Annotated in this window: 13 protein-coding genes and 2 pseudogenes; 5 read left to right on the forward strand and 10 right to left on the reverse strand. The window is 61.9% G+C overall.

Features of this window, described 5'->3' with window-relative positions; all coding sequences use genetic code 11:
- Positions 1-45: 45 nt before the first annotated feature.
- On the reverse strand, positions 46-1,224 hold the full coding sequence (locus tag K5658_RS12395) for a lytic transglycosylase domain-containing protein (RefSeq protein ID WP_221063445.1): 1,179 nt from the start codon (positions 1,222-1,224) through the stop codon (positions 46-48).
- A gap of 289 nt (positions 1,225-1,513) precedes the next feature.
- Between K5658_RS12395 and K5658_RS12400 the strand changes: the two genes are divergently transcribed.
- Positions 1,514-2,380: a hypothetical protein gene (locus K5658_RS12400; protein WP_221063446.1), complete on the forward strand. Its 867-nt coding sequence runs from the start codon at positions 1,514-1,516 to the stop codon at positions 2,378-2,380.
- Between the two features lie 98 nt (positions 2,381-2,478).
- Here the strand turns inward: K5658_RS12400 and K5658_RS12405 are convergent, their stop codons facing one another.
- Positions 2,479-2,736, reverse strand: coding sequence for a hypothetical protein (locus tag K5658_RS12405; RefSeq protein ID WP_221063447.1), 258 nt, complete (start codon positions 2,734-2,736; stop codon positions 2,479-2,481).
- A gap of 99 nt (positions 2,737-2,835) precedes the next feature.
- Here K5658_RS12405 and K5658_RS12410 point away from each other — a divergent pair, with 99 nt between their 5' ends.
- Positions 2,836-4,164: an IS701 family transposase gene (locus tag K5658_RS12410; protein ID WP_221063448.1), complete on the forward strand. Its 1,329-nt coding sequence runs from the start codon at positions 2,836-2,838 to the stop codon at positions 4,162-4,164.
- An 18-nt stretch (positions 4,165-4,182) separates the two neighbouring features.
- On the opposite strand, the pseudogene K5658_RS12415 reads toward K5658_RS12410, so the two are convergent.
- Positions 4,183-4,287 (reverse strand): annotated as a pseudogene (locus K5658_RS12415) (transposase); the annotation flags it as partial.
- 16 nt (positions 4,288-4,303) lie between these two features.
- The gene (locus tag K5658_RS12420; protein ID WP_221063449.1) at positions 4,304-5,464 is read right to left on the reverse strand and encodes an IS4 family transposase; all 1,161 of its coding nucleotides are present in this window, start codon (positions 5,462-5,464) and stop codon (positions 4,304-4,306) included.
- A 304-nt stretch (positions 5,465-5,768) separates the two neighbouring features.
- On the opposite strand from K5658_RS12420, the gene K5658_RS12425 reads away from it, so the two are divergent.
- Complete coding sequence (locus K5658_RS12425) at positions 5,769-6,143, forward strand: hypothetical protein (RefSeq protein ID WP_221063450.1); 375 nt, start codon at positions 5,769-5,771, stop codon at positions 6,141-6,143.
- A 276-nt stretch (positions 6,144-6,419) separates the two neighbouring features.
- Here the strand turns inward: K5658_RS12425 and K5658_RS12430 are convergent, their stop codons facing one another.
- From K5658_RS12430 to K5658_RS12450, 5 genes are all read right to left on the reverse strand, one after another.
- Positions 6,420-6,671, reverse strand: a complete 252-nt coding sequence (locus K5658_RS12430) for a hypothetical protein (RefSeq protein ID WP_221063451.1) — start codon at positions 6,669-6,671, stop codon at positions 6,420-6,422.
- Positions 6,672-6,780: 109 nt separating this feature from the next.
- Positions 6,781-7,593 carry a HEAT repeat domain-containing protein gene (locus K5658_RS12435; protein WP_221063452.1) on the reverse strand — a complete coding sequence of 271 codons (813 nt, stop codon included), beginning with the start codon at positions 7,591-7,593 and terminating at the stop codon, positions 6,781-6,783.
- 112 nt (positions 7,594-7,705) lie between these two features.
- Positions 7,706-8,632 (reverse strand): alpha/beta fold hydrolase, encoded by a 927-nt coding sequence (locus K5658_RS12440; RefSeq protein ID WP_221063453.1) that lies wholly within the window; start codon positions 8,630-8,632, stop codon positions 7,706-7,708.
- Between the two features lie 31 nt (positions 8,633-8,663).
- A complete protein-coding gene (locus K5658_RS23965; RefSeq protein ID WP_343223245.1) occupies positions 8,664-9,053 on the reverse strand; it encodes an ester cyclase in 390 nt (129 codons plus the stop codon).
- Complete coding sequence (locus tag K5658_RS12450; RefSeq protein ID WP_221063455.1) at positions 8,993-9,688, reverse strand: hypothetical protein; 696 nt, start codon at positions 9,686-9,688, stop codon at positions 8,993-8,995. The genes K5658_RS23965 and K5658_RS12450 overlap by 61 nt, the downstream gene beginning before the upstream one ends.
- 266 nt (positions 9,689-9,954) lie before the next feature.
- On the opposite strand from K5658_RS12450, the gene K5658_RS12455 reads away from it, so the two are divergent.
- Positions 9,955-10,596, forward strand: coding sequence for a KilA-N domain-containing protein (locus K5658_RS12455; protein WP_221063456.1), 642 nt, complete (start codon positions 9,955-9,957; stop codon positions 10,594-10,596).
- Here the strand turns inward: K5658_RS12455 and K5658_RS12460 are convergent.
- Positions 10,537-12,113, reverse strand: a pseudogene (locus K5658_RS12460) (IS3 family transposase). The gene K5658_RS12455 and the pseudogene K5658_RS12460 sit on opposite strands and share 60 nt — an antisense overlap.
- Positions 12,114-12,181: 68 nt before the next feature.
- Between K5658_RS12460 and K5658_RS12465 the strand changes: the two are divergent.
- Positions 12,182-12,517 carry a hypothetical protein gene (locus tag K5658_RS12465; protein WP_221063457.1) on the forward strand — a complete coding sequence of 112 codons (336 nt, stop codon included), beginning with the start codon at positions 12,182-12,184 and terminating at the stop codon, positions 12,515-12,517.
- The last annotated feature ends 79 nt before the right edge of the window (positions 12,518-12,596 follow it).

Raw genomic sequence — 12,596 nt, forward strand, 5'->3', positions numbered from 1 at the left:
TGGTTTTTTGGAAACCCGGCGCGACACCCAGGTTCCCGCCGGAACTCAAGCGGGCGGAGTCCCGGCCTTGCGATGGCCCCATACCCCGCCATCGCCCAGGCCCGGAATGCCGACGTCCTGGATGTGCTGGGCGTTGTTGCCCTCCTCGTAGCGGGGCAAGCGGCCATCGGTGCGCCACAGCCGGTAGGCCAGGGCCGCGCTCAACACCCGGACCGGATAATCGCGGGGCAGATTCTGGAGATAGGGCTGGATGGTGACGAAATCGCGGGCGCCGTATTGGTTCATGATGGAGCGCAAACCGCCGTTCTTGGGACCGATGTTGTAGGCCAACAGCGCCAGGAACAAATCGCCCCCCATCTCCCTGAGGTAATGGCGCAGGGTGGCGGCGGCGAGATGGGCGTTATGGGTGGGGTTGAGCGGGTCGGGCTTGTCGGTGCCGAGTTGGCGGCGGGCGGCGTCGATGGCGGCTTTGGGGGGCGCGGTGATTTGGAACAGGCCGCGCCCGCCGTCCTTGCTGTCGCGGGGCAGGAACGAGGATTCCGCCGCGCCGATGCCCAGCAGGATTTCGCCGTCGATCTCGTTGGCCAGGGCGGCGGCGCGGATGGCGGGGAGGTAGGGCTGGGCGCGGTCGAGGATGCGGCGCGTCTGGGCGAGGTCGGAACGGCGGTAGGCGGCGAACACCTGATGGGCGATGGTGACGCGCTCGGCCTCCTCGCTGCCGCCGACCAGGGCGCGGAGATGGGCGAGTTCGCGCCGGAACGGTTCGCGCCCGGCCAGGAACCCGGCCCCCAAGGCCAAGCCCAGGGCCAGCGCGGCGGGCAAATATCGGGATAACCGCCATAGCCAGCCCCGCGCCCGCCACCACGCCCACAACAAGCCCGACCCCAACAGCACCAACAACAGCACCATCCCGGCGAAAGGCAGGAGGTTTTCGGCAAGGCCGGTGCCGCCGAACCAATCCGCCGCCCGGCCCAGCACCGCGATGATGAGGATGAGGCCGACCCCGGCGAACGCCAGGATTTCCGTGCCGATCAACCCGGTCATACGCCAAGGGAAGCGCCGCAGCAAGGCCATGAGGAAGGCGGCGACCCTGCGCCCGAGCTTGGGCTGGACCTGCGGGATTGCTTCCTTGGGCTTGACGACCGCCTTGCGCTTGCGGGTTTTCTTGGGTTTTTGCTCCGGGTGTTCACCGGTCGCCGTCGTCGCCGTTTCCCGCCCCACCATGCCGCCACCTCGTGTCTGGATTGGGGCGATATTACCAGAGGGCGGGGAGCGCTTCAGGGGTGCTATGGCGGTTGCAAGATCAGCCCTGGCCCGCCCCGCCTCCCTTGCCAGCATCGGCCACACTCAACCCTGCCCCCGAGCAGCCTCATCCAATACTGGACATAACCACGGATGAGGTTTACTTTGAGACCCGATGGCCTTTCCTATAGGCCGTTTAACCCCAGGAGGTAACCCACCTATCCCAGCTTGATCCTATCCAAATAACCAGACCAATCAATTGGGTATCTATATGCAACGAGAAAACAAAATATCGGCGTGGCTGTTAACCGGCTATGTCAGCTTGTGCATTCATAGTTCCAACACCCCGGCGGCACCGGTTTCCGGCTTTCTCGGAACCTCCCCCGCTGTCCTGTCAGAACCCTCTGCGGGCAATCTCGACTGGGGCGACAACACCGCCAACAACGCGGACGATACATCGGTATACGCCCCCTTCTCCCAGATAGCGCTCACCAACAACGGCGATACGATCACCCTTTCCGGCCAAGTCACCCTACTCGGCATGAACAGCCTGACAAACCGGGACGATCAATTCCGCTGGGGGCTCTACAATGTCAATGGCAGCGCCAACCTCACGAACTGGCTGGGCTATTTCGCCAGCAACGACACCTCGTCCAATGTGGCCGGCGGCACGTTCAGGGAGCGCATCAACCCTAATTCCAACATCTTCTCTTCCTTGACCGGGGCCAACACCCTGGTTACGACCACCAACTCGGTCACGGAACTCCTGAACTCGACCCTCTATAAATTCGACCTATCCCTGACCCGCACGGTGGCCGGGTTGAATTACTTCGCCGAATTCATGTCGAGTTCCAACTCCGTCATCAATTCGTTCACCGGTACCGATACCACCGTATCGACCTATACCTTCGACCGGGTCGGCTTCCTTTCCGGCGGCAACTTGAATGCCGATCAATTGCAGCTCCGCAACGTCGATGTCAGCTTCACCCCGGCCACGACCTCGACACCGGTGCCCGAACCCTCCCCGGTCCTGCTGTTACCTCTAGGTCTCGCATTATTGAAAACGGGGGGCCGACGCAACACAACGGGACAGGCTCTCCGCACATTCCCGTTGAGCTTATCCGTCCCGAAACCTTAGCCGACTGGCTTCCTACTGGCTCCATGTGGAGCCGGGTGGGGCGGTATTCCCGGCCCACCGTAACCTTTGAAGGTGGTGGGCATGAACACATGCCCACCCTATTCCGTCGCCCCGAACCGGAACCGATCCCGCAACGCCCTTTCCTTCGGCGGCACATACAGCCCCCTTTCCGTCAACGCCCGCCGCCGCAGCCGCAGCCGCGCCTTCACCGACCGCGCCAAATCCCGCCCCGAGATGGCCATGTCGGGATGCTTCGCCGTGAAGGCTTCCGCCTCCGCCACGCCCCCCGGCGTCAGAATAGTTGTCGCCTCTAATTTTCCGAATGTAAGAGGAAAGAAGAGCTCGACTTTGGCCATTTTCACTTCCGCTGAAAGCGGGGGCTGCCGCCGTAGACAATAGCCGTCCGAACGATGGCTTGGAAATGCTAGGCGATGTTGATTTTTCCCGATGAGGCGATGAAGGTTCTGGTCCTGTTCGCGCCGATGTTCACGCAGCCGGTATGGGGCCATGTCCAGGAATTGGTGGCGGGGGCGGTCCTGTGCCGTGGCCCGCGCACGGTGGCGGCGGCGTTGCGGACCCTGGGCTTGGCGGACGAGAAGGGATTCTGCAAGTACCACCGGGTGCTGAGCCGGGCGCGGTGGTCGGGCTTGCTGGGGGCGCAAATCCTGTTGGGGCTGCTGGTGGCGTTGGCGGCGCATCTGGGCTACCCGGTGATCATCGTGGTGGACGAGACCGTGGAGCGGCGGAAAGGCAAACAGATCAAGGCCAAGGGCCGCTACCGGGATGCGGTGCGCTCGACGCGGGGCAAGGTGGTCAAGGGCCTGGGGTTGAAATGGATCTGCCTGATGGTCCTGGTGCCGCTGCCGTGGAATCCGCGCCCGTGGGCGCTGCCGTTCCTGACGGTGCTGGCCCCCTCGGAGCGGGCCGACGAGGCGGCCAATCGCCGCCACAAGACCACGGTGGATTGGACGGCCCAGGCCGTCAAGCAGGTTTCGCGGTGGCTGGAGGCCACGGCGTTCACGGTGGTGGGCGACGGGGCCTATGCCTGCGTGGCCCTGGCCCATGCCTGCTCGGCGAACCGCGCCACCCTGGTGTCCCGCCTGCGGCTGGACGCGCGCCTGTTCGGCTTCCCGGAAACCCCGCCGCCCGGCAAGCGGGGGCGCAAACCCAAGAAAGGCATCCGCCTGCCCAGCCTGAAAACCCTGCTGGACCGGCCGGACGAGCCCTGGCGGGAAACCGGGCTGGCTTGGTACGGGGGCGAGCGCAAGGCGGTCCGGCTGCTCAGCGGGGTGGCCCTCTGGCACACGCCCGGCGAAGAGCCGGTCCGCCTGCGCTGGGTCCTGGTCGCGGACCCCACCGGCGAAACCCGGCCCCAGGCCTTCTTCGCCACCGACGCCGAATTGACGCCCGAGCGGATCGTGGAGGTGTTCGTTTTGCGCTGGAGCGTGGAGGTCACCTTCGAAGAGAGCCGCCGCCACCTCGGCGTGGAAACCCAGCGGCAGTGGTCCGACCTCGCCATCGCAAGGACCACGCCCGCCTTGATGGGGCTGTTTCCCCCGGTCTGCCTGATGGCTTCGCGCCTGGTGGAAAACGGAACCCTACCGGTGCGGCAGGCCGCCTGGTATCCAAAGACCGACGCGACGTTTTCCGACGTGCTGGCCTTCGTCCGCCGCTCCATCTGGGCCGAAAAGTATTTCGTCAACTCCGCATCCAGCGGCGAGCGGTTGGAATTATCGCCCCGCGATTGCGAGGCCCTGCTGAATCAACTCGCCGCTACGGCGTGAAAGGCCAAAGTCGAGCAGGTTGACCCCCGTGGCGATTATGGCCGCCACCGACACCACCCGCCCGCCCAGCCGCACCTTCAGGTACGTCGCGTCCAGCCAGAGGTAGACCCAGGTCCCGTCCAGCGTCAATGCTGTTGAATTAACCGCTGGCGATGCGTTTGGACTTATCGACCTGCCATTTGCTGACGGGCTTTTTACAGACCCGTGGCTGCGGGGGCTTGGCGGTTCTAGGGCGGTAATAGCGTACCCGCGCGATCTCGTCGAGGAGTTCGCCGAAGACGAGCAGCGCCAGTTCGGGGTATCGTGGCGACAGGACGAAGGCCTCCCCGGGCAGTGTGATCATGGTGTTCTTGAACTGTGGCTGGGCGTCGATGGCGGGGTCCGGGTGCGGCGCGAGGGACATCAATATCCGGGAGATGACGGCCATGGTCAGGATGGCGAAGAGTTCCTGGCGGACGCCGTTCTCGGTGCGGGTATGGAAAGTCTCGATGTCCAGCGAAGATTTTTCGTCACGGTAATGGACCTCCAGTTCCCAGCGGCGGAAGTAGAGGCCGGTGACGGCGTGGGCGGGGAAGCGGTTTCCATCCACGAGGTTGGTGATGAGCACGGAAAGTTCGCCGTCCGGGCCGACCAGGCGGATGGCGCGGACGGCGACGGGATCGGACCGGGGCGGCGTCAGGGTGAGGAGTTCCTCGGTCCGGCCGGATTGGGCGAAGGCCTCCACGGCGGCGAAGGTGCCGGAAGCCGGGCAGCGCATCAGCCAGTAGCCGCGATAGTTCCGGGTTAGGTGGTCGATGAGGTCGTGGCCGGGGTAGCCCCGGTCGAACAGGATGACGCCGCCGGGCGGGATGTGGGGGAGCAGGGCCTTGGCCTCCTCCCGCTCGTCGGCCCGCGCCATCGGCTGGACGGTCCGGGCGATGGGTATCCGGCGGAACACGTCGTGGGCGGTCGAAACCAGGCAGAGCGGATAATGCCCCCGGCCCGGCCGGTCCAGCCCGCCGTCGGGGTCGAAGGCGGCCCTCAACTCGGCGGAGGCGGGCAGGCGGTACTTGGAGCCGTCGATGGCGAACACGGACAAGCCCATCCAGGTATCCCCCTCGGCACGCGGCCAGGCCTCGTAGGCCAGCCGCACCGCGTCGTGGTGCAGTTGCTCGAAGGCCCGCCAGGACAGGTGGGCGCGCGCCTTGGTCACGGTGCTGCGATGGACGGCCCCGGCTTCGGGCCATAGCCCGCTCCGGCGGGCCGGGCGGAAGAATGCGCCCGCCTTGCCGTCCACGCCCTGGCTCTTGCCGCTGGCCACCAGCGACAGAAGGAAAACGGTGAGGACGGGAAGGGTCAGCTTGCCCCGCCGGACAAAGGCCTTGGGGGAAAGGACAAAGTCCCGAGAGGAGAGGCAACCGGGGATGAGTTGCAGGAGGGCGTCCAGGACGGCGGCATGCTGCGGGGGATTTTAATAACTTGCGCCATGGCTCACAGACCCTTTCAACCAAATGGCGGGAATTGTGTGCAAGACAGGGATAATTCAACAACATTGAGGCCACAAGGACCCCTGGCTCGTCCTGACGGACCTGCCGCCGGAAGCCGCCAACGCCTGCTGGTACGGATTGCGCGGTTGGATCGAGCAAAGCTTCAAGAAAATCAAGGGCGGCGGCTGGCAATGGCAGAACACCCGCATGGACGATCCCGAGCGGGCGGAGCGCCTCTGGTTGGCGATCGCCATCGCCACCTGGTGGCTGCTCTCGGTGGGCGGGGAGGCCGAGGCCGGAATGGCCGCCGCCACCTTCCCGGCCATTCCGGGCTCTCCCCGCCAACAGGCCCACCGCTGGCGGCTGGTGGGGATTTTCCGCCATGGCCGTTCCCTGATCCTGGCCGCCCTCTTCGAGCGCCGCGCCTTGCCGGTGGGGAAGGCCCGCCCAGAACCCTGGCCATCGGTGCCAATCCCAGGGGCAACCGTGGCGATCCTCACGGGGGCGGTATGAATAAACCTACACCTGTAAGCTCCCCCTCCGCCGGGTCGATCCGCCCCTGTGCGGTCAGGGTGTCCAGGTGTTTTTCCAGGCAATTCATCGGGGGGATACCTCGCGGGGAACAACGCTAACGATGGGCGTGTTAAGCGGCGTGCATTGCGCTGGCCGCAGGGTTGAAACCTTAAATTTCTTCCAGAAGATTCACGAAGGGATGCCGATTCTTCCAGCGGTAGGCATTGAAATCGCGCCGGTCGAGTAAGGCCCCCCAAAACCCGGTATCGGCGATAATCACGGCTTGCCCCAGAGATGGTTCTTGTAATCGACGGCAAGTTGTCCATCGCCCTCCATGCAGCCGAGCAACCCGTGTTGTTCCAGGATGCGCAGCACCTTCCCGCCTTCGGTTTCCAGGGGCGGGGGGGTTTCGTCCAGGGCTTTGGTTAGGAGTTTGGCGACGATTTCCGATAAGGGTTGATCCGAGTGTTTTTGCAGTTCCAGCAGGCGGGCGGCGTGGATGTCGTCCAGTTCGGTTTCGATGTGCATTTCAGGTTCTCCAAAGAGGGGGCAGGGTTAGCCAGTTGGCCCGTATATGGAAGTAGGGTGGGCATGTACCCATGCCCACCACCTCCGAACATCACAGTGTTTTGTGATGTTAATTTGCATTTTTACAATTCGTTATTGCCTTAACAATTTCATCTGAAAATGCTTTTTTGTTCTCATCAAAAAGCGAATTAAGCAAATCAACCAAAAGCGGCTCAAATTGTTGGGACGGGAAAAGAGATACAGCCTCAACCGCCCAAATACCAAAGAATTCCCCTGTTAATTCTTGCGCGATTTTATCAATCACGCGCTCATCTTTTCTTTTGGCAAGGCCAATAAGCGCTTCACCTCTAATTTCCGGTTCAGGATCATTTGTACGTTCGATTAAAGCTTTTCTTAGTTGATCGTTATCAATATCACATTGGCTACCAAGACCAAAAGTGGCCCAGTTTCTTACGTCAAATTCAGCATCTTGGGAAAGAAGAATAAGGCCATTAACCGCCGAATTGTCATCATGGCAGCTTAAACCAAAGGCTACTCCGTGCCTGACCCATGGGTTTGGATGGCCCGTAAGCTTCAATAATTCAGGAATAGCAGAAGGATCATTGCGATGACCTAAAGCAAAAGCAGCCGATGCGATTACATCAGGCTCGGAATCCGAGAGTAGTTTTTTTAAAATGGCTACAGATTTTTTGTGAAAAGTACGCTTAGACCACCCAAGCTGGCCGAGCATATCAGCGCCGATTTCCCGGTTAATTGGATCGGGATCGTCAGTGAGTTTCTTGGCCGCATCGAATTCTGTTTTTGATCCACGCTCATGGAGCGTAGCAATAATATGCCAGTACTCACCTTCGTCTTGGATGATATACGCAGATTCAATTAATTCCTTTGTTGATCTGCTATCGGAATTTATTGTCTTTTTCATCGAAATTCAAAAATATAACGGCCACATTCATCTGGGCAGAGTGGGATGTACCCATGCCCACCACCTCCGAATATCACTTGGTATTGCTTGCCCATGGAATCCTCCCAGAGGTTCAAGGGATATCCGGTATTGGCGCAGGGGCTAGGAAGTTTGATAGTTGCTCCACCAAAAACACCGGCGCTTCTTCCGGCACGAAATGTCCGCTGTCTTCGGCGATGGCTGACGTAATGGTATCGGCCTTCGCTTGCAGCGCCTTGGAAAGCTTGTCGGCAACCCCGTAGCGTCCGGCGACGGCCAGGATAGGCATGGCGAATTTTTTATCCGCGTAGGCCGCGACGAATTGGGCATCGTCCAGCAGGGCGCGGTAATAATTGAACCCGGCGGTCATGCCACCGGGGCGGGCATAATACTTGGCATATTCGTCTATAGCCTGCAGGGTAATAGCCTGTTTTTGATGCGCCCATTGCTTGATTTGCGCCGAGATATATTCCCGCTCCCGGTGCTTGGTGAGCATTTCTGGAAAATCCGCCGCCATATGGAATCCATAATGCCACATTCCACCCTTGGCCGAATCCATATTCTCGGTTCCGGGCGGCATACAATCCACCAGGACCAGTTTGGCCACCAATTCGGGATGGATTAAGCCGAGGACATAGGCCGCTTTGCCGCCCATATCGTGGCCCACGACGAAGGCCGGACCCCCACCCAAATGCCGGATCAGCGCCGCTATATCGTCGGCGATGGTATGTTTGTCGTATCCCGACCGGGTTTTCTCCGAGAGCCCCAGGCCGCGCAAATCCGGGGCGACGACGGTGAATTTTTCGGCGAGCATCGGCATGACTTGGTGCCATTCGTACCAAGTTTGTGGCCAGCCGTGCAAAAGGATAAGCAATGGGCCTTTCCCCATCTTCACATAATGCATCTGGATGCCGTTCACCTGCGCGAATCCGCTTTGTGCGCCTTTGGGCAATGGGGTGGCCTGGGCCGGAACAATCAGGCAAGACAGGGCCAATAACAACGGAGCTATCAGTTTCTTCATGGGTTGGACACCGAGGTTGGATGGTAGGAAATCAAGCGTCGGCCTTGGCGCTTTGGAGTTGGTGATATACGCCGAGGCGGTCGGTGATTTGCCAATACGCGGCGAGCTTATCGCCCTCGAAAAAATAAACCGTCGCGCCCGACATGGTGATTTTCCTTCCCGTGGCAGGAAAGCTGGGAATATCGCCTTGGTGGGTAGCGGACCACAGCCTAGTCATCACCACTGCTCCATCGTCCGCGAACAGCCGGGTAGAGTGGGCATGTACCCATGCCCACCACCTCCGGGCATCCCGGTGGGCCGGAAATACCGCCCACCCTGCCCGACCTTCCCCTTTAGCCGTCGCGTGCCTGCCGCGCCAGATCAATAACTTGAGCAATGAATATATGAAGCACCAGATAAGCCGCCACCCATGGCCGAGCAATTAGTAATTACCATTCTATTCATGCCGTAAGGCGTCGGTTGACTATAAAACGAAGCCCGTTGCTGAATCGACCATGCGGATAGCGAGGCAAGGGCTATTTTAAGAGCGCCACTAAGGAATCCTTGCACATTCGACACAATGGCCTGTCTCGATTCCGCTTCGGCTTGGCGCTCAAGCGCTTCCGCGTGGGCTTGCGCCGAGAGCGCCTTACTTGTCGCTTCGCGCCTCAAAACCATTCGCCGCCTATTCGCTTCACCCCAGGTTATTTTTCTCTGTATCAAATCGGCGAGAATCAGGTCGCTAACCTGATAACCCTCGACAGCAGCGGGAATCATCGCGGGGATGATTTGGGAGAAGTCTTCGATTGCTCGCTCGCGGCAAGGCGCAATGTCGTTATGAACGGCGATGAGGGCTTGAATATCCTCGGGGGAGGGTATGGTCTCATCGGCCAGCTGTTCAGGAGTGGAATCGATTCTCCCATCAAGCGGGATGTGTTTCATTATTCCTTGATAAGCAGGGTTTGCCCGGATGTCGGCGACACAGTTCTGAGCGTTTTGCGCGGCACGTATGGTTCTAATGGTCTGGCATCCCATTAATAAAATGCAGAACGAAACAAGCATTATGATACGACTCATCGGTGTTTCTCTTGTTTCCATTATGGGCGGAAACCTGAAGGCTGACCCAACCCACAATGCCTTGCAACGTAAATATTCACCATTGACAACCGCCAGAAAACGCGCCTACCCTACCCACGCCCCGCATTGCTGGGGTCGGGTGTCGAAACCCGGTTGATTACTCGGCGCACAGCCCCCAATTTTCGCGCATCGGGCTTTTTTCATGCCCGTGCGCCCGAGTTATGACGGCGGTGCGTGGGCACCCTCACGGGTGGCCGGTTTCCGAGTTGCCGGTTTTCGACCCCACGCGCCGTCCGTCACCCTTTCTCGTCGAAAAGAAAGATGACGGCCTCAATCCGCCCAACTCGGAGGCCATCATGGCTAACCTCATCATCGCGAACACCCGCATCCATCAAGACGCCGAAGGGAGTTACTCCCTCAACGATCTTCACAAAGCCAGCGGCGGCTTGGCCCGACACAAGCCCGGCAACTGGCTGATGCTAGAACAAACCAAAAGCCTAATTGCCGAAATCGAAAAAGATGATGCTGGAATCCCAGCATCAAAAACCGTGCGAGGTAAAGGCAAGGTCCAAGGCACCTTCGTCGTCAAGGAACTGGTCTACGCCTACGCCATGTGGATCAGCGCTTCGTTCCACCTCAAGGTCATCCGTGCCTACGACGCGCTGGCGACCCAACCGCGCAACGCCCTGCGATACCTCCCCGACGCCCCCGCGCCCTTCGTGGACATCCCGCCCGACCTGGAAACCCGCATCGCCGCCCACGTCGCCGGGCTGGCCTACGTCTCGGTGCGCGACCTCATCGCCATGTTCGGAAGATTTCAATGTAGTTGTCGCCTCGCCGTTGTGGGTTCAGGCCGCTTTTGGAGGCGTGGCGTGAACCTCGGATTGGGTCTTGGCTGGCGCGGCTGATCGTTCCGGGTTCAGGTGTACGGCCGGGATCGGCCGCCAATTGCGGAGGCCACCGGTCCATCGTTGCGGATGCCGTGCGCGGGCGGCCTCATAGACGGCTCGGCGCCGCTTCAGGAGGTCGGCGTCCTGGCCGGCATGCCGCTCGGCGGGGGTGACGAAGCGGATCGCGCCGTGGCGGTGCTCGTGGTTGTACCACCGGACCAGGCCTTCGGCCCAACGGCGCGCCGCCGCCAGGTCGTCGAACGGCCGAACCGGATGGTCGGGCCGGTATTTCAGGGTCTTGAACACCGCCTCGGCATAGGGGTTGTCGTTGCTGACGGCGGGCCGGCTGAAGGACGCCGCGACGCCGAGGGATTGCAAGGTCGCGAGCATGGTCGAGCCTTTCATGGGCCCGCCGTTGTCCGAATGTAGGACGACCTGGCCCGGGGCCACGCCCTCGCGCCGACATACGTCGCGCAGGAGTTCGCCGGCCAGGGCGCTGCTTTCCTCGCCGTAGACCTGCCAGCCCACGACCTTGCGGCTGAACAGGTCGAGGAACAGATAGAGGTAGAAGAACTGGCCCCGGATCGCGGCGGGCAAATAGGTGATGTCCCAGCAGTAGACTTGATTGGGAGCCGTGGCGCACAGGGCCCTGGGCTTGCCGCGCGGCTGTCCCGGCCGTTCGGCCCGGCGGTGCGCCAACTGGTTTTCGGCCTTGAGGATGCGGTGGAAGGTCGATTCCGAGGCCAGGTATTCCCCCCGGTCCGCCAGCCGGGGCACGATCTGGCACGGCGGCAAATGGCCGAACTCGGGGGAGTTGGCCACCGCCAGCACCTTGGCCCGCTCGGCCTCGCTCAGCTTGTGGGGTGGAACGTACACCCGCGCGGGCCGCCGGTCGGCCTGGACGCCGTCCCCGGATCGCCAGCGCTGGACGGTGCGGGCGGACAACCCCAGCACCCCGCAGGCCCGCTCCAGGCGCGCGCCGGCGGCGGTGGCCTCGTCGATCAGGGCGGTCACGGTTTCGCGCTCTTGCGGCGGGGTCATTCTTCCCCTCCCCCCAAGAGCGCCCGGTACTTTTTTTGAAGGACCAGCAACGCCGCCGCCTCCGCCAGCGCCTTGTCCTTACGCGCCAATTCCCGTTCGAGGCTCTGGTTGCGCTCCTTGAGGACCCGCAGTTCCCGGGCGTTCGTCGATGCCTCTCCCGTGCCCCCTGGATCCCGGCAAAAGTCCCGCTTCCAACCGTCCAGCTGGTGGGCGAACAGGCCGCGCTCCCGGCACCAGGCGTTCAGGGCTTCCCCTTCCAAGCCATGGCTCTCCTGCAACGCCGCCAACCGTTCCTCCGGGCGCCAGTCCCCGGGACGCCTCTCCCGCTTCACCGCGCCGCGTACCGCCTCGGGTAATTTCTTTTTCATCCAGCCCTTCAAGGTCAAGTGGTTCATGTTCAGTTCCTCGGCCACCTCTTTTATCGACCGGCGGCCACGCGCAAACACCTTCCGAAGCGCTTGCTCTTTGAACTCTGCGGAATACGTCGTAATCATGGGCAATTGTCCTCTTCTTTCCTCTTTCATTCGGAAAATTAGAGGCGACAACTATTCTGACGCCGGGGGTGTTCCTCGGCGACCCCGACACCGACCCCCACCGCCGCGCCCACGCCCCCATGGGCAAGCTGCTCCACCGGCTCGGCTTCGTCCGCAAGAAGGCCGTCTGCCGCGAAGGCCGCGACGGACCCCGCGACTACTACCTGCTCCGCGCCGCCGCCCAAACCGCGCGGGCCGCGCCTCCGGCAACCGCCGGGTGGGTCACGCTGACCGAAGAAGAACTGAACACCCTCTGCGCCCAGGTCCGCACGGCGGAAATCGGCGTCGCGGCGGCGATGGACGCCGTCCACGCCCTCGAAGCCCGCACCGGCCGCCCCTGGTACGGCAGGAGCCAAGCCCGCTGATCCAACACCGCACAGGGGGTCTAACCGCCCCGTGCTTCGCCTCGCGGGGGCACGCCGCCCCCGCCCGATCCACCCCAGG

The organism is Methylomagnum ishizawai (assembly GCF_019670005.1).
GTDB lineage: Bacteria > Pseudomonadota > Gammaproteobacteria > Methylococcales > Methylococcaceae > Methylomagnum > Methylomagnum ishizawai.

Coding starts and splice junctions, on each gene's coding strand:
- K5658_RS12400 (WP_221063446.1), top strand. CDS start 1,514: ATGCAACGAGAAAACAAAATATCGGCGTGGCTGTTAACCGGCTATGTC.
- K5658_RS12410 (WP_221063448.1), top strand. CDS start 2,836: ATGAAGGTTCTGGTCCTGTTCGCGCCGATGTTCACGCAGCCGGTATGG.
- K5658_RS12405 (WP_221063447.1), bottom strand. CDS start 2,736: ATGGCCAAAGTCGAGCTCTTCTTTCCTCTTACATTCGGAAAATTAGAG.
- K5658_RS12435 (WP_221063452.1), bottom strand. CDS start 7,593: ATGAAAAAGACAATAAATTCCGATAGCAGATCAACAAAGGAATTAATT.
- K5658_RS12450 (WP_221063455.1), bottom strand. CDS start 9,688: ATGAGTCGTATCATAATGCTTGTTTCGTTCTGCATTTTATTAATGGGA.
- K5658_RS12395 (WP_221063445.1), bottom strand. CDS start 1,224: ATGGTGGGGCGGGAAACGGCGACGACGGCGACCGGTGAACACCCGGAG.
- K5658_RS12430 (WP_221063451.1), bottom strand. CDS start 6,671: ATGCACATCGAAACCGAACTGGACGACATCCACGCCGCCCGCCTGCTG.
- K5658_RS12440 (WP_221063453.1), bottom strand. CDS start 8,632: ATGAAGAAACTGATAGCTCCGTTGTTATTGGCCCTGTCTTGCCTGATT.